Consider the following 18,533-nt stretch of genomic DNA (forward strand, 5'->3'; position numbering starts at 1 on the left):
TTCGGCACTCAGCGCCCCGAGGCCCGCCCCGGTGTCGGTGGCTGCTGCTAGCGTCGGCCCCGCTCGGACCCCTCCTGATCGTCACCGGCGATCGGGCCCGCGCGAGAGGCGGTCCCCGTGGTTCTGGCGATGCAGGCGGACGACTTCGGCGGGCCCGAGGCCCTCCACGCGGTGACGACCGAGCCCGGCGAGCCCGCCGCCGGCCGGGTGCGGATCCGCGTGCGCGCCGCGGGCGTCAACCCCGCGGACGCGAAGCTCCTCCGCGGTCTCTTCGGTCGTGGGCGCACCCCCGTCCGGCCCGGCAGCGAGGTCGCGGGCGTGGTCACCGCCGTGGGAGAGGCAGCGACGGGGCCGCTCGGCGACGTCCGCGTCGGCGACGAGGTGGTCGCCTTCCGCGTCTCCGGCGGCTACGCCGAGGAGCTGGTCGTCCCGGCCGCCTCGGTGCTGCCGAAGCCGCCGGGCCTCGCCTGGGAGCAGGCGGCCGGGCTCCTGCTCACCGGCACGACCGCGGTGCATCTGCTCGAGGCGACGCACGTCTCCGCCGGCGACACCGTCCTGATCCACGGGGCGAGCGGCGCCGTCGGCAGCCTCCTCGTCCAGCTCGTGCGCGAGCGCGGCGCCCGTGCCATCGGCACGTCCAGCGAGCGGGGCGCCGCCGTCGTCGAGCGCTTCGGCGGAGAGTCCGTCCGCTACGGCGCCGGCCTGGTGGAGCGGGTGCGCGCCCTCGCCCCCGACGGCGTCGACGTCGCACTCGACACGGCCGGCACCGACGAGGCGCTCGACGCCTCCGTCGAGCTCGTCGCCGACCGCTCCAGGATCGCCACCGTCGCCGGCTTCGAGCGCGGCGCGGCGCTCGGCGTCCTGGTGCTGGGCGGCGGGGCCGGCGCCGACCCGGGCACCGCTCTGCGCGACGCCGCCCGGGCACCGCTGCTCGAGCGGGCCGGCCGGGGTGAGCTCGAGGTGGTGCTCGGCCCCTCCTTCCCGCTCGCCTCGGCCGTGGAGGCGCTCGCGCTGGTCGAGTCGGGCCGCGCCGGCGGCAAGGTGGTGCTCCTCCCCTGAACGCCGTCGACCCCAGCGCCGCAGACTCCCGACCCGTGGACCCGCGCCCCGTCGACCTCGTCGCGAACGGCCCCTTCGACGTCGTCGGCGCCGCGAACCTCCTCCTGCACCACGCGCTGCCCGGTGTCGATCGGGTCTCCGACGACGGACGGCGGCTCGAGCGGCTCGTCACCGTCGGGTCGCGGGCGGTGCCGCTCGCGCTCGAGCTGACCGCGACCGGCGTGCGGGTCACGACGACCGACCCCGCCGTCCTCCCGCTGGTCCGCGCCTGGTTCGATCTCGACGCCGACGTCGAGGCGATCGGCGCCGCCCTCGCCCGCGATCCGCTGCTGGCCTCGATGGTCGCCGCGCGGCCGGGACTGCGGGCGACGCAGTACCCCGCGCCGTTCGAAGCCGCCGTGATGGCGGTCCTCGGCCAGCAGGTGTCGGTCGCGGCGGCGAGGACCTTCGGCGGGCGCGTCGTGACAGCGTTCGGCAGTGAGGGCGAGTGGGGCCTCCACTCGTTCCCGACGCCCGAGGCCCTCCTCGCCGGACCGATCGAGGAGCTGCGCGCCGCGATCGGCGTGACCCGGGCCCGCGCGGCGACCGTCCGCGCGGTCGCGGCGGCCTTCGCCGACGGGCTGGTGCTCGACCGCGCGGGCGACCTGCCCGAGCAGCGCCGGCTCCTGCTCGCGATCCCCGGCATCGGCCCGTGGACCGCCGACTACCTCGGCCTCCGGCTGCTCGGCGACCCGGACGCGTTCCCCGCGGGCGACCTCGTCCTGCGCCGCGCGCTCGGCGGCATCAGCACGGCGGCGGCCGACGCGGCCTCGCAGGCCTGGCGTCCGCACCGCGCCCACGCGGCCTTCCACCTCTGGGCCTCGACGGGCGCCGTCTGAGCCCGTCGGACCGTCCCGAGCGCGTCCCGCCTAGCCCGACGAGGCGCGCACGACGAGGGTCCCCTCGAGGAGCGTCGAGCCGGTCACGCCGCCGACCAGGCGGTCGAGGGCGGCCTCGGCCAGCGCTTCGAGCGGCTGCCGCAGCGAGGTGAGCGGCGGTGCGCTGTACTCGCCCTCCCAGGTGCCGTCGAAGCTCGCGACCGCGATGTCGTCCGGCACCCGGAGCTCCGCGTCGCGCAGCGCGCGGAGCACGCCGATGCCGATCAGGTCGGAGGCGGCGAAGACGGCGTCGGGCCGGGGCGACAGGCCGGCCAGGACCCGGCCGGCGGCCCGGCCGCCCTCGCGGGAGTAGTCGCTGCGGAGCGCGGGACCCGGCTCCCGCCCGGCGTCGAGGCACGCCGACTCCCAGCCGCGCCGACGGGCCTCGACGCGGCCGCGGTCGTCCCGCTCGAGGTCGCCGACGAAGGCGATCCGGCGCCGCCCCGTCTCCAGGAGGTGGCGGGTCACCGCCGCCGCGCCGGCCTCCAGGTCGACGCCGACGCCGTTCGCCCCGGACTCGTCGCTGCTGTTGAGCTGCAGCCAGGGGACGCCGAAGGAGTCGATCGACCCCCGGTCGACGGGGCCGCCCGCCAGGAGGAGCACCCCGGCGATCTGCCGCGCGGTCAGATCGCGGAGGCGGGCGTGCAGGGCGTCGACGTCCGGGATCGAGGTGACCACGAGCAGATCGAGTCCTCGGGCGCGCGCCGCGTCCTCGACGGCGCTGGCCAGCTCGGTGAAGAGCGGATTGCTGAACACCCGCCGGCTGCCGACCGGGGCGAGCAGGGCGATGGTCCGGGAGGTCCCGGTCCGGAGGGCGGCCGCCGTGGCGTTCGGCCGGTAGCCGAGCTCGGCGATCGCCGCCCGCACCCGCGCCGCGGTCGCCTCGGCGACGGGCGCGGTCCCGGTGAGCGTATACGTCACGACGGCGTCGCTGACGCCGGCCAGGCGGGCGACGTCGCGCCGAGTGACCCGTCGCGAGGTGTTCATCGCAGCGAACCTACCGCGCCCGTGCCCCCAGCGCCCGTGCCGCCGCCACCGCCCGCCCGAGCGCAGTCACCCGCCTCAGCTCGCGGGCGGCTGCACGCTCCCGACGCGGGTCACCTCGTAGAGCACTCCGCGCTCCGGGTGCAGGAGCGGCGGGACGAGTCCCGCTCGGCCGATCAGGGCGCCGGACAGCTCGAAGGCCCCGCCGTCCTGCGGCCACCAGATCGCCTCGCGGTCGGCGAGGCCCCGCGTGCCGACGACGATCGGGGCCACCCGGTACACCGACTCCGGATCGAGGCCGGGCAGGCGGACCCGCCCGGGGGAGACGACGCCGGCGCGCGCGAGCGAGACGTACGCGTAGACGGCGGCCGAGCGGTCGGGAGCGACGACGCCGTGCACCGCGATCGTCTCGTCCGGGTGGTCCAGGCGGACGAGGTCGCCGCCGTGCAGCAGCGGCCGGAGCCGCTTGTGCAGGGCGATCCACTGGCGCAGCTCCTCGAGCTCCTCGTCGCCGGCGGAGCGCAGGTCCCACTCGACGCCGAGGTGGCCGAACAGCGCCGTCAGAGCGCGGAAGGACAGGTCGTGCACGCGGCCCGTCGTGTGCGAGGCGCCCGACGCGATGTGGGTGCCCATCAGCTCCGGCGGCAGCAGCTGGCCGGTCCAGCGGTTCATCTGCTGGCGGTCGAGCGGGTCGTTGTTGTCGGAGACCCAGACGCGGTCGGTCCGCTCCAGGATCTCCAGGTCGACCCGCGCCCCGCCCGAGGAGCAGGACTCGATCTCGAGCTCGGGGTGCAGGGCCCGGATCTCGTCCATCAGCCGGTAGACCGCGAGCGTCTGCCGGTGCACGCCCGGCGCGCCGTCGGGGCGCCGGCCCGCGTCGGTGAGGTCGCGGTTGTGATCCCACTTGATGTAGCCGATGTCGTACTCGTCGAGGACCGCGAGGATCGCGTCGCGGATGTGCGCGAAGCAGTCCGGATCGCCCAGGTCCAGCACCTGCTGCCAGCGCGACTCGGGCGGCAGCCGGTCGCCGGTCGCGAGGATCCACTCGGGGTGCGCCCGGGCGAGGTCCGAGTCCGGGTTGACCATCTCGGGCTCGAACCAGAGCCCGAACTGCAGGCCGAGGGAGCGCACGTGGTCGACCAGGGGGTGCAGTCCGTCCGGCCAGACGTCGCTCGAGACGGTCCAGTCGCCCAGGCCGGAGTGGTCGTCGCGTCGGCTGCCGAACCAGCCGTCGTCGAGCACGAAGCGCTCGATCCCGAGGTCGGCCGCGCGGTCGGCCAGCTCGACGAGGGCGTCGAGGTCGTGGTCGAAGTAGACGGCCTCCCACACGTTGATCGTGACCGGGCGCGCAGACTTCGGGTGACCGGACCGCGCCCGCAGCTGGCGGTGGAAGCATCGCGCGACCTCGTCCAGTCCGTCGCCGTAGACGGCGTGGATCCACGGTCCGGTGTAGGTCTCGCCGTGGGCGAGCCGGACCTCGCCGGGCAGCAGCAGCTCGCCGCCGCCGAGGGTCTGCACGCCGGTGTGCACGCGCTCGACCTGGTGGACGTGGTTGCCGGACCACGCGGTGTGCACGCCCCAGACCTCGCCGCGGGCGAAGCCGAAGCCGGGCTCGCCGACGCTGAGCAGGGTGGCGGCGTCCGCCCCCGTCCGCCCGTGCCGGCCCTCGCGGCGGTGCGCGCCGATGGTGACGGCCGAGCGCTGCGGCACCCGCTCCTTGCCCCAGCGGCCGGCGAAGTCGAGGATCTCGCTCGCCGAGGCCGGGGTGGGCAGGCTGAGCAGGAGCTCGTCGACCTGGTAGCCGTCGGCGCCGAGGTTGGTGAGCGCCGCCCGCATCCGCAGCACGCCGGAGGGGTCGAGGACGATCACGATCTCGAGTCCGAGCGCGGCGACGTCGTCCCGGGCGCGGACCACGAGCGTCCCCGCGCCGGCGTCCGCGATCTCGCCGGCCGCGAGGTCGGCGCCGTCGAGCTCGAGGCTCGTGGTGCGGAAGGCCGGCGACCAGGCCGCCCCCGCGCGGGATCCGCTGAGGCCGGGCCGGCCGGTCCAGCCGGTGGAGTGCTCGAGGAGCACCGCGAGGCGGATCGGCTCGTCGATGTCGTTCGGGCCGACCGGGGCGACGCCCGAGAGCACCAGCGCGTCGAACGCCGCCCGATCGAGCGGCCCGCAGTCCGCCCCCCAGTGCGCGACCGACGGGAGCCGGGAGTCGCTGAGGTCCAGCACGAGGGCGACTCCGGCGCTGCGGAGGACGACTCCGGTCGAGGAGGTGGCGAGTGTCACGGTGAGTGTTCCTGTTCTGCCCGGATCGGGGCTGTTCTGCCCGGATCGGGGCTGTTCTGCCCGGTCAGGGCGCGGACGACGCGCAGCCGCAGGACTCCCGGAGGAGCAGCTCCCCGCGGAACAGCGTGTGGTGCGCCTTGTCGGGTGTGAAGTCGATGATGGTGTCGATCGCAGCGCGGGCCATCTCGCGGACCGGCTGCTTGAAGGAGGTGAGCCGCGGAACGCTGAACGCGGACTCCGCGGTGCCGTCGTAGGAGACGATCCGGAGGTCCTCCGGGACCCGGAGCCCGAGGTCCGCCGCGCCGCGGAGGACGCCGATGCCGAGGAGGTCCGAGCCGGCGAAGACGGCGTCGGGCCGGTTCGGGGTGTCCAGGAGCATCCGCGCCGCCTCGATCCCGCCCTCGCGCGTCCAGGTGGTGGTGACCACCGGTCCGGGCTCCAGGCCGATCTCCTCGATCGCCTCGGCCCAGCCCAGCACCCGCGGGTCGGTGGTGTCCTGCGAGCTCGCGCCGATGACGAGGCCGACGGAGCGGCAGCCGTGCACGTCGGCGAGGTGCTGGACGACGGTGCGCGCGCTGTGGCGGATGTCGACCCCGACGCTGGCGGCGCCGTCCGCGGGATGGAAGGCGTCGATCCACATCACGGGGACGGGGATCGAGTCGAGGGAGGAGCGGTCGCTGGCGTGCCGGACGCTCGAGAGCATCACGCCGTCGACCCCGCGCTGCGCGATCTCGTCGAGCAGCCGCACCTCCGTCTCCAGGCTCTCGTGCGAGTTGGCGATGAGCAGCGCGTAGCCGCGCTCCGTGGCCGCGATCTCGAGCTGCAGCGCGTACTCGGAGAAGAACGGGTTGCTCACATCGGCGACGATGAGGGCGAGGGTGTGCGTCCGGCCGGTGCGCAGGGCGCGGGCGGTGGAGTTCGGCCGGTAGCCGAGCTCCTCCATCGCCGTCCGCACGCGCTTCGCCGTCTCGGGAGTGACGTGCTTCGCCCCCGTCATCACGTAGCTGACGACGGCCGAGCTCACCTGCGCCCGCTCCGCGACGTCGTTGCGGGTCGGGCGCTTGCGGGGGGTGGTGGTGTCCGGCACGGGGTCTCCTCGAGTAAGCGACGATCGGCGGAGAGGGGGACAGGATCGCCCCCTCTCCGCCAGTCTGGCCGAAGCGCTACTGGAACAGCGCGTTCACCTGATCGTTCGCCGACGACAGCGACGACGGCTCGGCCTGGCCCTCGAACACCGCGTCGACCGCCGGCTGCATGATGCCGTTGATCTTGGCCGCGTTGTCGGAGATCGGGAAGAGGAACGTGGTCCCCTCGTCGACCTGCCCGGTGAAGGCCGTGACGTCGATCCCGCGCTCCGCGAAGGCGGCCTGGGCCGCGTCCGAGCCGGAGGGGATGGCCGGGAAGACGACGCCGGCGGCGCCGATGACGTTCTGGCAGTCGGCGGAGGCCATGTACTCGACCCACTTGGCCGAGGCGGCCTTGTTGTCCGAGCCGGACCAGATGGAGTCGGCCAGTCCGTTGAACATCGTGGCGCGCTTGCCGTCCGGGCCGGTCGGGGTCGGGGCGGTGCCGACCTGGATGTCCTTGAGGCCGTAGAAGGAGTTGATGTTCCACGAGCCGTTGGTGATCATCGCGTACTTGCCGGCGCCGAAGGTCTGCGTCGAGTCGCTGCCGGTGACGGCCGCGAGGGAGGGCATGTAGCCCTCGTCGATGACCTTCGCCATCCAGCCGATGGTCACCTGGAAGCGCTCGTCGTCGTAGTTGTACTTCGTGCCCCAGGGGTTCTTGTCGGTGTAGCTCCAGCCGGTGGTGCCGGCGTACATCGACCACTGGGTCTGGCCGTTGCCGCCGCCGGACTGGCCGTCCAGGCCCAGGCCGTACACGGCGACGCGGGTCTTGTCGAAGCCGGCCTCGTCGCCGCGGACGCCGTTCACGTCGACGGTGAGGTGCGCGATGGCCTTCTCGTAGCTGCCGCCGTCGTCCGGGTTCCAGTCCAGGCCGGCGATCTGGTCGGCGGTGTAGCCGCCGTCCTCGACGAGGGCCTGGTTGTAGAAGATCGCGGTGGTGTCCCAGTCCTTCGGGAGCCCGTAGCGCTCGCCGTCCTCGCCGACCCAGAGGTCCGCGAGGCCCTTCTGGTACTGCGAGACGTCGACGCCGTCCTTCTCGACGACGCCGTCGAGCGAGACGACCTGGCCGTTGTTCACGAAGTCCGCGAACTTCGAGAGGTGGTCGGTGAACACGTCGGGGGCCGTGCCGGCGACGAAGCCGTTGGTGAGCTTCGTCCAGTAGTCGTCCCAGGAGTACTGCGAGATCGTGACGCTCACGTCCGGGTTCGCGGTGTGGAAGTCGTCGGCGCACTGCTGGTAGGCGGCCTTCTGGTTGTTGTCCCAGAGCCAGTAGTCGATGGTGCCGGAGGCGGAGCTGGTGTCGATGTTGGCGCTGTCGCCGCCACCGCTCGCGGCGCCGCCGGAGCCGCCGACGCAGCCGGTCAATCCGAGAGTGAGGACGGTGGTGCCGGCCAGGACGGCGGCGGATCGTCGGAGGATGCGGGTCATGGTGCTGGTTCCTGTCTGCTGCTTCATTGCACGGGAGGGAAGGGAGGGGGAGAGGGAGGAAGGGGAAGGGGAGGAAAGAGGGGAAGGGGAAGGGGGCGGAGACGAGGGAGGGGGCGGAGAAGGGGGAGGGGGCGGAGAAGAGGAAGGGGGCGGAGAAGAGGGAGGGGCGGTCACTTCACTCCCGAGAAGCCGATGGAGTCGACGATGCGACGGCCGAAGGCGAGGAAGAGGAGGAGGACGGGGATGGCGGCGACGACGGTCGCGGCCATCAGTCCGGCCCAGTCCGGGCTGCCGCCCGGGGTCTGCGAGCGGAAGACGCCCAGGGCCACGGTGAGCACGCGGCTGTCCTCGGTGTTGCCGGCGAGCAGCGGCCAGAAGTAGTCGTTCCAGGTGTTGATGTAGGTGAGGATGCCCAGGGTCGCGAGCGGCGCCGTGCTCATCGGCACGATGAGGCGGAAGAAGATCCGCAGCTTGCCCGCGCCGTCCAGCTCGGCCGCCTCCTCGATCTCGCGGCTGATGCCGAGGAAGAACTGGCGGAGGAAGAACACCGCGAAGGGGGTCATCAGCAGCGTCGGCAGCGAGAGTCCGATGAAGGAGTTGAGGAGCCCCAGATCGCGCATCAGGACGAAGTTGGGCAGGGCGGTGAAGATCGGCGGGACCATCAGCGCGGTGAGGAAGAGGAAGAAGACGGCGTCGCGGCCGGGCCAGCGCAGTCGCGCGAAGGCGTAGGCGGCCAGGGAGCAGAAGAGCAGCTGGCCGAGGGTGACCAGGGTCGCGTAGGCGACCGAGTTGCGCAGGTAGAGCCAGAAGTTCACGGAGGCGCCCGACCCGCCCTCGGCGAGGGCCTGCTCCTGGGTGGAGAAGCCCAGGACGCGGGCGAAGGCGCCCCAGGTGAAGTCGACGGGCAGCAGCGAGGTCGTGTCGCTGGCGAGGGCGTTCCCGGTCGAGAACGCGGTGCGCACCATCCAGAAGAACGGGAAGAGGGTGACGACGAGGGCGAGGATCAGTGCGATCCAGGCGACGACGCGGCCGACGGAGGGGCGGCGGGCCGGTCGGGTGCGCGCGGGGACGGGCGCGGGGGACGCGGCGGCGGCGGGATCGAGGGCGACGGGAGCTGCAGTGGACATCGGCGTTCCTTACGCGAGGTCGGACTGGTCGGCGCGCAGCAGCCGGAGCTGGATCAGCGCGACGCCGGCGAGGATGACGAGGAGGACGACCGAGATCGCACTGGCGTAGCCGAAGTCGTTCTCGCCGAAGCCGACCTGGTAGATGTAGTACTGCATGACCCTCGTGGCGTTGACCGGGCCGCCCCGGGTGGTGACGGCGACCGTGTCGAAGACCTGGAACGAGCCGGTCACGGTGACCACGAGGACCAGCGCGAGCACCGGCCGCAGCAGCGGCAGGGTGATCTTCCAGAACGACCGCCACTCGCTCGAGCCGTCGATCGCGGCCGCCTCGTAGACGTAGCTCGGGATGAGCTGCAGGCCGGCGAAGACCAGCAGCGCGGTGTAGCCCATGTGCCGCCAGACGTTGACCAGCGCGATCGTCGGGATCGCCCAGTTCGAGTCGGCGAAGAACGGGATGCGGGTGAGCCCGAGGTTCTCGATGACGCTGTTGACGAGGCCGAGCTGGTAGTCGAGCAGGAGGAACCAGATCATCGCCGCGATGACGTTCGAGATCAGGAAGGGCAGCAGGATCGCCCCGCGGATCACCACGGACTGGGTGAGGCGGTGCATCAGGACGGCGAGGCCGACCGCGACGACCGTCTGGACGACGATGTTGATCAGGACGTACTCGAGGGTGACGCCGACCGAGTTCCAGAACAGCGGGTCCTTCGCCAGGCGGAGGTAGTTGTCGAAGCCGATGTACGACGGCGCGCTCATCAGGTTGTAGTCCGTGAAGCTGAGGTAGATGCCGCGGATCGTCGGGACGACGTAGAAGGCTCCGAAGCCGACGGCCGCGGGGAGGATGAACGCGAGCGCGACGAGCAGCTCGGAGCGGCGCGCCCGGCGCCGGCCGAGCGACATCGTCGGGCGGATCCGGACCGCGTCGGCGCCCTGGCGGGTGCGCCCCTCGCGGAGAGCCGTCATCGTGCGCACCCGGTTCGTCGCGCGTTCGACCGTCGTGAAAGCAGCAAGAGATGACTCCTTCGTCATTGTCCGAGCAGGTGAGGAGGCGCCCGTTCCGCGGTGCGGGGGAGCGTGCTGCGAAGGAAGCTACACGAGTAACCGGGAGGAATTCAACTGTTGAATGATTGTTCTTACATAACTACAGTCGGGCTCGGCTCCGAGCAGTGCTGCCGGGTCGGAGAGAGAGCATCATGACGATTCCGCCCGTGGATCCCGCACGCATCGCCGTGCAGATCGACCCCGACGGCGCCTTCGCCGACGTCCGAGGCTCGGGCGTCCGCGTCCACCTCGTCGAGACCGGCTCCGGCGGTCTGCGGGTCGAGGTCGGAGCCGTCGCCGCCGTCTCGCGGGTGCGGCTGCGCTGGGCCGCGGCGATCCCCGAGGACTGCCTGGTGCTCGGGGACGCGTGGGAGCGCTCCTACGGCGAGCTCGAGTGGCGCGGCGTCCGCGCCGAGCGGATCCTGCCCTGGACGGCCCTCGTGCATCACCCGCGCACGGGCACGACCGACGGCTGGGGCGTCGAGGTGGGCGGCGCCTCGCTCGCCTTCTGGCAGGTGGACCGGCGCGGAGTCACCCTGACGCTCGACCTGCGCAGCGGCGGTGCGGCGGTCGTCCCCGGCGACCGCGTGCTCACTGCGGCGGTCGTGCACGTCGTCTCCGGCGGTCAGGGGGCGCTCGCCGTCCAGCGGTCGCTCCTCCGCCGGCTCTGCCCGCAGCCGCTCACGACGGGCGGACCCCTGGTCGGCGCGAACAACTGGTATTACGCCTACGGACGCGACTTCGGCCTCGCCGCCGTCGTCCGCGACGCGCGCACGATCGCGGACCTCGTCGGCGACCACGCGGTGCGCCCGTTCGGAGTCGTCGACGACGGCTGGAGCTCCGCCGGGACCGCCGACGGCCTCGCGGCCTCACCGGGTCCCTGGCGGGCGGGTCGCCCGGACCGCTTCCCCGACATGGCCGAGGCGGCGGAGGCCGTCCGCGCCGAGGGCGTGCGGCCGGGCGTCTGGTTCCGGCCGCTGCTGACGCGCGAGGAGCCGGTCGAGGGAGTGCGGGCCGGGCGGGACGGGGCGCTCGCCCTCGACCCCAGCTCGCCCGCCGTCCTCGAGCTCGTCGCGGAGGACACGGCGCGCCTCGGCGGCTGGGGCTTCGAGCTGATCAAGCACGACTTCTCGACCTACGACCTCCTCGGCTCGTGGGGTCCGGACTTCGGTGCGGCGCCCGGCTCCGGGCCCGCGCTGCACGACCCCTCCGTCACCACGGCCGAGGCGCTCGTGCGCTTCTACGCGACGGTGCGCGCGGCCGCCGGCGAGGCGCTGGTGCTGGGCTGCAACGTCGTCGGGCACCTCGCCGCCGGGCTCGTGCACGCGCAGCGGGTCGGCGACGACACCTCGGGCCTGCACTGGGACCGCACCCGCCGCGTCGGCGTCAACGCGCTGGCGTTCCGCCTCGCCCAGCACGACGCGTTCTTCACCCTCGACGCGGACTGCGTGCCCAGCACGACCGCCACCGACTGGGCGCTGAACCGCCGGTTCCTCGACCTCATCGCCCGCAGCGGGACCGCGCTCTTCGTCTCCGTCGATCCCGCGACGCGGACCGACGCCGTCGACGCCGACCTCGCGCAGGCGCTGCGGCTGGCGCTGGACGGCGGCACACCCGGGGGAGTCGCTCCGCTGGACTGGCTGCACTCGCCGACGCCGTCGCGGTGGTCGGCGGGCGACGACGTCCTCGAGTACGACTGGGTCGGCCCCGGCGGTGCCGACGCCTTCGAGCCGTTCCTGGCCGGGAGTCCGGACCCCGCACTCTGAGCGGGGGCGGGCACGGCGCCCGCCCCCGCTCCGTGCGTCAGACCCGCGCCGACGCCGGGAGCGGCTCGCCGACCGCGACCGGGGCGTCGCCGTGGTCGGGGATGGGCAGTCGTGCCCCGTTCTGCCGGGCGGACTCCATCGCGACGAGCCCCGGCAGGGTGTAGCGGGCGGCGACCCAGGCGTTCACGGTCGGCAGCGTGCCGGTCGAGACGGCGCGGACGAAGTCGTCCACCAGGAAGTGGTGCGAGCCCTCGTGCCCGTTCGGCGCGCCCTCCAGCTCGCCGGGGAGGCGTGCGGCCTCCTCCTCGTGCACCGGTGCGTGGCCGCTGACGAAGGCGGCGCGCAGGGCGGGGGAGACGTTCTCGAGGCGCGGGTCGTCGTCCGCCATCGTCGCGGTCGTCGCGAGCTGCTCGGTCACGTCCTCGACGCCCTCGCCGGTCTGCCAGACGCTCGTCTGCACGAGCTGCTCGAAGACGCCGGTGGTGCCGAAGAAGCGGAAGCGGCTCTCGCGGAGGAAGGACGGGTAGCCGACCCGGCGGAACTCGTTGATGCGCATCGAGCCGCCGCCGTCGAGCTCGAACAGCGCCGTCATGTTCGAGAAGTCGTTGTCGAACATGCTCACGTCGGTGTCGAAGACCCCGTCGTCGAGGTGGTCGCGCATGCCCGTGCAGCTCACGCTGGTCGCGTGCATCGGCACAGCCCCCAGCACGCCGCCGATCGAGTGGGTCGGGTACCACATCGGCGGGTAGCTGGCGGTCGACTTCCAGTCGTCGCCGCCGCTGTAGCGGTAGGCGTCGTAGAAGCCGTGGTCCATGTCGTGGAGGTAGTCGCCCTCGAGGTAGAAGACCCGGCCGAAGGCGCCCTCCTCGTGCTTGCGCCGCGCGAAGACCGTGGCCGGGTTGTACTGGCTGGTCTCGCCCATCATGTAGGTCAGGCCGGTCGCCGAGACCAGCTCGATGATCTCCGCGATCTCGTCGGCGTCGCTCGCCATCGGGACGGCGGAGTAGACGTGCTTCCCCGCGCGCAGCGCCCGGGCGACCAGGGGTCCGTGGGTCCAGCGCTGCGTGAACAGGGCGACCGCGTCGACCGCCGGATCGGCGAGCATCGCCTCGAAGCTCTCGTGCGTCCCGGCGAGTCCCTCCGACTCGACGAGCGTCTCCGCGCGGCCGTCGAGGACGTCGGTCACGGTGATCGCGCCGACGCCGGGGTGGCGGTGGAAGAGATCGGCGAAGTGGCGGCTGAACTGGCCGGCGCCGACGATTCCGAGGGTGAAGGTCATGGTTTTCTCCTAGTGCCGACGACGATCGGTGGCGCGGCGGACCCAGTTCAGCACGCGGGTTTACTCGTGTCAATAACGTGGAACACGAGAAGACCGGAGGGCGCGGAGCGGCGCAGGAGCGGAGCCGCGGAGGAGCCGGCCCGCGACCTAGGTCAGGTACTCGACGTCGTCGTACTGCACCGCGTCGTCCGGCTCGAACTCGTCGACCGGCACGTCCTCGTGCTCGAGGATGACGGCGACGCCGGGGGAGACGAGCACGCAGACCTCGCGGTCGCCGGCGACGGTGAAGCTCACCATGCCGCCGCGCTCGCGGACGGCCTCGACGAGCTTCTTCTCCAGCTCCTCCGTGTCGAAGGAGAGGGCGAGCAGGAAGCGGCGACCGTCGATGCTGAGGCTGGTGCGCCGGGTCGTGGGAGCAGGCGTCGGCCCGCGCCGATCGGAGCCGGGGGTGACGGCGCGCACGCGCATCGGGGAGGCGTGCATCCGGATCACGGAGTTCATTCGGGATCCGGCCGGGACTCGTGGTGGCGGAGACCGTGCGAGCGACGGTCCTCCTTCATCTCGGACTCGAAGAGGTGGCGGCGACCGGCGGCGAGCTCGTCGCGCGCGGCGCGCTCCTGCTCGCGGAAGGCGGCGTAGTAGCCGTCGTCGTAGTCCTCGACGATCTGGAACGTCCAGCGGCCCTCGATGACGTTCCGGCCGACCAGCTCCTTCTCCAGAGTGTCGGCCAGCGCGTCGCGCCCCGCCTCGCGGAAGGCGTCGACCGCCTCGCCGAGCGCGAGGTCCGCGGCGCCGGTCAGCCGGTGGAAGCCGTAGAGGAGCCCGCGCGCGTGCTCGACGGTCTCGAGCGCCTCGGAGAGCTTGCCCAGCGCAGCGACGGTGGCGTCGTCGAGACCGTCCGGACGCAGGTGCGCGGAATCGGGGTGGTCGTGTGAGCTGGTCATCTCCGAGAGCTTAGGCCGACCGTATTCCGCTGTGACCCCCTTGCGCCGCCGGCCGGAACCGGTCGTGCCGCGGCTGAGCGGTCTCGAAGGCGGGCGTTCAGGCGCGGCGGATCGGCGCGAAGCCGTCGGTCCTGCCAGGGTCGTGGAAGTCGCGGACCAGCCGGGCGACCAAGCCCGGCTTCTCCACGATCACGCCGTGGCTGGCGCGCGGGACGACGGCCAGCTCGGCGTCCGGGATCGCGTCGTACATCGCCAGGACGTGCTCGAAGCGGATCTCGTCGTCGTCGCCGAAGAGGAGGAGCGTCGGCACCGCGAGGCCGCGCAGGTCCGCGGTGGTGAGCTCCGGCTCGCTGGCGTGCAGCGCGTCGAGCTTCGCGACGACGACGTCCCAGTGCGCGGCGCCGTCGGGCGACACCTCGGCGTAGCTCTCCCTCAGGAAGTCGGGAGCCTCGCCGTCGAGCACGCCGGGCAGCCAGCCGTCGCGGTGGAAGACGCCGGAGGAGAAGACCAGGCTCGCCACGAGGTCGGGGCGGCGGAGGGCGACGTGCAGGGCGACGATCGCGCCGTCGCTGTGGCCGAGGAGGTGCACGGGGGCGCCGGGCAGCGACTCGATCAGGGCGATCGTGTCGCGCGCCATCGCGGCGAAGCTCAGGGGAGCGTCGGTGTCGGCCGTGCGGCCGTGGCCGCGCTGGTCGGGCAGGTGCAGCGTGTAGTCGCTCCGCAGCTCCGCCACCAGCGGCTCGAGGGACCGCGAGTCGGTGCCGCCCGGGTGCAGCAGGACGAGGGCGGGGCCGTCGCCGATCCGGCGGCTCTGGAGCGGTACGGCGTCCTCGATCATGCGGCGAGCGTAGCCCTGCGCTCGCGCGGCGGGAAGGCGCGCCGTCAGCGGGCGGGGACGCGCACCGGGAGCGCGACGAGGCGCACGTCGCGCAGCTCGCCGTCCTCGGCGACCGCGGTGAGGTAGGTGCAGGCCGGCTGGCGGCGGCGGTCGGTCGGCGAGCCGGGGTTCAGCAGCCGTATCCCGGCCGCGGTCCGCGAGTCCCAGGGGATGTGGCTGTGGCCGAAGACGAGCAGGTCGGCGCCGGCGTGGGCGGCGTCGGCGCGCGCCTCCCGGCCGGCCGCGGGGCCGGTCTCGTGCACGACGCGGACGTCGAGCCCGGCGATCTCCGCGCGGGCGACCTCGGGGAGGCGCGCCCGGAGCCCGGCGGGATCGTTGTTGCCCCAGACGCCGAGCAGACGCGCGGCCCGCGACTCGAGGGCGTCGAGCGCCGCCTCGTCCACCCAGTCGCCGGCGTGCACGACCAGGTCGGACTCGTCCACCGCCCGCCAGACCTCGTCGGGCAGCGCCTTCGCGCGCTTCGGGAGGTGGGTGTCGGCGAGCAGCAGCAGCCGCACCGGGCCCTCGAGCCGCAGCGTCGGCGCGGCGGGTCGCCCGTCCGGCATCAGAGCGCGGGGCCGGGGGTCGGCTCCACCCCGCCGTCGGCGCCGGGCTCCTCGGCCGTCGCGGAGTCGCGGAGGCGGGCGTCGAGCGCGTCGAGCGCGGGGACGAACCAGAGGTGGTCGCCGCGGTTCGACTCGACGACGAAGTCGTGCAGGGTGCTCGAGGCCGAGACCTGCTCGGTGATGTCGCCGACGACCACGAGCCGCTTGCCGTACATCACGAAGCGCTGCACGAACTCACCGGCGATGCCGGAGCGGAGCCGGAAGAACTCCGGATCGAGGCGGCCGACCGGGACGACGATCGTCTCGGCGTCGCTGCCGTAGATCTCGCCGATGACCGCGAGCGCGTCCTCCGAGGTGGAGAGGGCGGGCCCGTCGTCGTCGACGAGGAGGAGGGGGACGCCCTGGCGGGTCTCGGTGCGCATGGACCCAGCCAACCACGTCGCTCCGCGCACGTCACTCCGCGCGGAACGAGCGCAGCCGCAGGCTGTTCAGCACCACGAAGACGCTGGAGAACGCCATCGCCGCCCCCGCGACCAGCGGGCCGAGGAGGCCCGCCATCGCGAGCGGGATCGCCGCCACGTTGTAGGCGAAGGCCCAGAACAGGTTGCCCCGGATGACGCCCAGGGTCCGCCGGCCGAGCCGGAGCGCGTCGGGCACGCGGGCGAGGTCGTCGCCGACCAGGGTGACGTCGCTCGCCTCGATCGCCGCGTCGGAGCCGGCGCCCATCGCGATGCCGAGGTCGGCGGCGGCGAGGGCGGCCGCGTCGTTCACGCCGTCGCCGACGAAGGCGACCGTGCGGCCCTCGGAGCGCAGCCGCTCGATCACGGCGAGCTTCTCCTCCGGCAGCACCTCGGCGATCACCTCGTCGAGGCCGACCGCGGCGGCGACGGCCGACGCCGCGCGCGGGTTGTCGCCGGTCAGCATCAGCACACGGAGCCCCCGGGAGCGGAGCGACGCGACGGTGCGCGCCGCCTCGGGCCGCGGCTCGTCGCGGAGGACGGCGAAGCCGCGCAGCTCGCCCTCCCAGCCGATCCCGACGACGGTGCCGCCGTCGGCCGCGGCCTGCTCGGCGCGGGCGGCGAGGTCGCCGGGTGCGTAGCCCCACTGCTCGTCGAGCCAGCGCAGGCGCCCGGCGACGACGAGACGGCCGTCGATCCTCGCGCGGACTCCGAAGCCGGCGCTCGCGCGGAACCCGGTCGCCTCGGGGACGGTCAGCCCGCGCTCCTCCGCGCCGCGCACGATCGCCGCGGCGAGGGGGTGCTCGGAGCCGCGCTCGACGGCCGCGAGCAGACGGAGCGACTCGTCGTCGCTCGCCGCCGCCACGGTGAAGGCGCCGGTGGTCAGCGTGCCGGTCTTGTCGAGGACGACGGTGTCGACGCGGCGGCTCGTCTCGAGCACCTCCGGTCCGCGGATCAGGATGCCGAGCTGCGAGCCGCGGCCCGTGCCGACGAGGACGGCGGTGGGCGTGGCGAGCCCGAGTGCGCAGGGGCAGGCGACGATCAGCACGGCGACGGCGGGCGAGACGGCGGCGGCGAGGTCGGCGCCGGCGAGCAGCCAGCCGACGAGGGTCGCCAGTGCGAGCACGACGACGACCGGCACGAAGACGGCGGAGACCCGGTCGGCGAGGCGCTGCACCCGCGCCTTGCCGGCCTGCGCCTGCGAGACGAGCCGGCCCATCCGGGCCAGGGTCGTGTCGGAGCCGACGCGGTCGACCCGGACGGTGAGCACGCCGTGCGCGTTGAGCACGCCGCCGGTGACGACGGAGCCGGGCCCGACCTCGACCGGCACGCTCTCGCCGGTCAGCAGGCTCGCGTCGACAGCGCTGGAGCCGTCGAGGACGGTGCCGTCGGCGGCGACGACCTCACCGGGCCGCACGCGCAAGCGGTCGCCGACCGCGAGGGTCGCGGCGGGGACGCGCTCCTCGGAGCCGTCGGCGGCGACGCGGGTCGCCTCCTTCGCGCCGAGCCTCAGCAGTGCGCGCAGCGCGGCGCCGGCGTCGCGCTTGGAGCGGGCCTCGAGCCAGCGGCCGGCCAGCACCAGCACGGGGACCGCGGCGGCGACCTCGAGGTAGATCTCGTCGTGGCCGGAGCGGGTGCCGAGCAGCTCGAACGGCATGCTCATCCCGGGCCGGCCGGCGTCACCGAGGAAGAGGGCGTAGAGCGACCAGGCGAAGGCGGCGGTGGTGCCGAGGCTGATCAGGGTGTCCATCGTGGTCGTCCCGTGCCGCAGCGCCCGCCAGGCGGTGCGGTGGAACGGCCAGGCGCCCCAGACGGCGACGGGCGCGGCGAGGGTGAGGCAGAGCCACTGCCAGTTCGCGAACTGCAGCGCGGGGATCATCGACAGCAGCACGACCGGGGCGGCCAGCAGGGCCGAGACCGTGAGGCGGGTGCGCAGGACGCGGCGCTCGACCTCGGCGGCCTCCTCCTCGCGGGAGGGCGCGTCGTCGTCCGTGCCGTCGTCCGCCGCGGGCGCCGCTCCGGAGACCGTGGCCGTGTAGCCGGCGGCCTCGACCGCGGCGATCGCGTCGGCGGCCGTGGTGCCCTCGGGCAGCGCGAGCGTGGCGCGCTCCAGGGCGAGGTTGACGCTCGCGCGGACGCCGGGGAGCGCGTCCAGGCGGCGCTCGACCTTGGCGACGCAGGACGCGCAGGTCATGCCGCCGATGGCGAGCTCGAGCTGGGCGGGTGTCTCCGTGCGGCCGGTCGCGGCTGTGTCGGCCACGTCAGGCCAGGGGCGCGAGGCGGTACCCGGCGTCGGCGACGGCGGCCGCGATCTCCTCGCGGCCGAGCGGACGGGAGGAGCCGACGGTGACGGTGGAGAGGCCGTCGGGGAGGAGGGAGATGTCGACGCTGTCGACCTCGGGGTAGGCGGCGAGCTCCTCGGTGACGCTGCGGACGCAATGCTCGCAGGTCATGCCGGCGACGCCGAAGCTCTGCACCGAGGCGCCGCCCGCGGCGGAGCCGTGCCCGGACACGTGCGCGGAGTCGTGACCGCCGCAGGCGCAGGCGCCGCCCGACCCGCAGCCGCCCCCGGACCCGCCGACGGCTCCCTTGGCGGTGAGTCCGAGATCGAGGTGCGCGGTCATGCTGTTCTCCTTGCGTGGGGCGGGGGACCCGGTGGAGGGATACCCCCCGGGGGTAC

The 18,533-nt window shown here is 73.8% G+C and carries 17 protein-coding genes; 3 read left to right on the forward strand and 14 right to left on the reverse strand.

All coding sequences use genetic code 11. The features are described 5' to 3' along the window. Nucleotides 1-117 precede the first annotated feature (117 nt). The gene (locus MT351_RS03435; protein ID WP_243581259.1) at nt 118-1,059 is read left to right on the forward strand and encodes an NADP-dependent oxidoreductase; all 942 of its coding nucleotides are present in this window, start codon (nt 118-120) and stop codon (nt 1,057-1,059) included. Nucleotides 1,060-1,094: 35 nt separating this feature from the next. Further along, the gene (locus MT351_RS03440) at nt 1,095-1,937 is read left to right on the forward strand and encodes an AlkA N-terminal domain-containing protein (protein ID WP_243581260.1); all 843 of its coding nucleotides are present in this window, start codon (nt 1,095-1,097) and stop codon (nt 1,935-1,937) included. Nucleotides 1,938-1,967: 30 nt separating this feature from the next. Here the strand turns inward: MT351_RS03440 and MT351_RS03445 are convergent, their stop codons facing one another. From MT351_RS03445 to MT351_RS03470, 6 genes are all read right to left on the reverse strand, one after another. Beyond that, entirely contained in the window at nt 1,968-2,963 is a 996-nt protein-coding gene (locus tag MT351_RS03445; protein ID WP_243581261.1) for a LacI family DNA-binding transcriptional regulator, read from the reverse strand. Between the two features lie 75 nt (nt 2,964-3,038). Beyond that, on the reverse strand, nt 3,039-5,240 hold the full coding sequence (locus MT351_RS03450; RefSeq protein WP_243581262.1) for an alpha-galactosidase: 2,202 nt from the start codon (nt 5,238-5,240) through the stop codon (nt 3,039-3,041). 64 nt (nt 5,241-5,304) lie between these two features. Further along, entirely contained in the window at nt 5,305-6,327 is a 1,023-nt protein-coding gene (locus MT351_RS03455) for a LacI family DNA-binding transcriptional regulator (RefSeq protein ID WP_243581263.1), read from the reverse strand. 76 nt (nt 6,328-6,403) lie between these two features. Then, nucleotides 6,404-7,795, reverse strand: coding sequence for a sugar ABC transporter substrate-binding protein (locus MT351_RS03460; RefSeq protein WP_243581264.1), 1,392 nt, complete (start codon nt 7,793-7,795; stop codon nt 6,404-6,406). A 170-nt stretch (nt 7,796-7,965) separates the two neighbouring features. Further along, nucleotides 7,966-8,922 (reverse strand): carbohydrate ABC transporter permease, encoded by a 957-nt coding sequence (locus MT351_RS03465; RefSeq protein ID WP_243581265.1) that lies wholly within the window; start codon nt 8,920-8,922, stop codon nt 7,966-7,968. Nucleotides 8,923-8,931: 9 nt separating this feature from the next. Then, nucleotides 8,932-9,822: a carbohydrate ABC transporter permease gene (locus MT351_RS03470; RefSeq protein WP_123732896.1), complete on the reverse strand. Its 891-nt coding sequence runs from the start codon at nt 9,820-9,822 to the stop codon at nt 8,932-8,934. 308 nt (nt 9,823-10,130) lie between these two features. On the opposite strand from MT351_RS03470, the gene MT351_RS03475 reads away from it, so the two are divergent. Continuing rightward, nucleotides 10,131-11,729 (forward strand): hypothetical protein, encoded by a 1,599-nt coding sequence (locus MT351_RS03475; RefSeq protein WP_243581266.1) that lies wholly within the window; start codon nt 10,131-10,133, stop codon nt 11,727-11,729. Nucleotides 11,730-11,766: 37 nt separating this feature from the next. Here the strand turns inward: MT351_RS03475 and MT351_RS03480 are convergent, their stop codons facing one another. The 8 genes from MT351_RS03480 to MT351_RS03515 form a co-directional block, all read right to left on the reverse strand. Beyond that, nucleotides 11,767-13,008, reverse strand: a complete 1,242-nt coding sequence (locus tag MT351_RS03480) for a Gfo/Idh/MocA family protein (protein ID WP_243581267.1) — start codon at nt 13,006-13,008, stop codon at nt 11,767-11,769. Nucleotides 13,009-13,155: 147 nt separating this feature from the next. Then, the gene (locus MT351_RS03485) at nt 13,156-13,509 is read right to left on the reverse strand and encodes a hypothetical protein (protein WP_123736736.1); all 354 of its coding nucleotides are present in this window, start codon (nt 13,507-13,509) and stop codon (nt 13,156-13,158) included. Beyond that, entirely contained in the window at nt 13,506-13,952 is a 447-nt protein-coding gene (locus MT351_RS03490; protein ID WP_123705394.1) for a hypothetical protein, read from the reverse strand. The genes MT351_RS03485 and MT351_RS03490 overlap by 4 nt, the downstream gene beginning before the upstream one ends. Nucleotides 13,953-14,049: 97 nt before the next feature. Next, complete coding sequence (locus tag MT351_RS03495; RefSeq protein WP_243581268.1) at nt 14,050-14,790, reverse strand: alpha/beta fold hydrolase; 741 nt, start codon at nt 14,788-14,790, stop codon at nt 14,050-14,052. Nucleotides 14,791-14,834: 44 nt separating this feature from the next. Beyond that, nucleotides 14,835-15,395 carry a metallophosphoesterase gene (locus MT351_RS03500; RefSeq protein ID WP_243581269.1) on the reverse strand — a complete coding sequence of 187 codons (561 nt, stop codon included), beginning with the start codon at nt 15,393-15,395 and terminating at the stop codon, nt 14,835-14,837. Next, the gene (locus MT351_RS03505; RefSeq protein WP_123446650.1) at nt 15,395-15,817 is read right to left on the reverse strand and encodes a DUF4180 domain-containing protein; all 423 of its coding nucleotides are present in this window, start codon (nt 15,815-15,817) and stop codon (nt 15,395-15,397) included. Before MT351_RS03505 ends, MT351_RS03500 begins: the two co-directional genes overlap by 1 nt. 31 nt (nt 15,818-15,848) lie before the next feature. Beyond that, nucleotides 15,849-18,113 carry a heavy metal translocating P-type ATPase gene (locus MT351_RS03510; RefSeq protein ID WP_308197705.1) on the reverse strand — a complete coding sequence of 755 codons (2,265 nt, stop codon included), beginning with the start codon at nt 18,111-18,113 and terminating at the stop codon, nt 15,849-15,851. Nucleotide 18,114: 1 nt separating this feature from the next. Then, on the reverse strand, nt 18,115-18,477 hold the full coding sequence (locus MT351_RS03515; protein ID WP_243581270.1) for a heavy-metal-associated domain-containing protein: 363 nt from the start codon (nt 18,475-18,477) through the stop codon (nt 18,115-18,117). Between the last annotated feature and the right edge of the window lie 56 nt (nt 18,478-18,533).

This window comes from Rathayibacter sp. VKM Ac-2926 (assembly GCF_022815565.1).
Taxonomy (GTDB): domain Bacteria; phylum Actinomycetota; class Actinomycetes; order Actinomycetales; family Microbacteriaceae; genus Rathayibacter; species Rathayibacter festucae.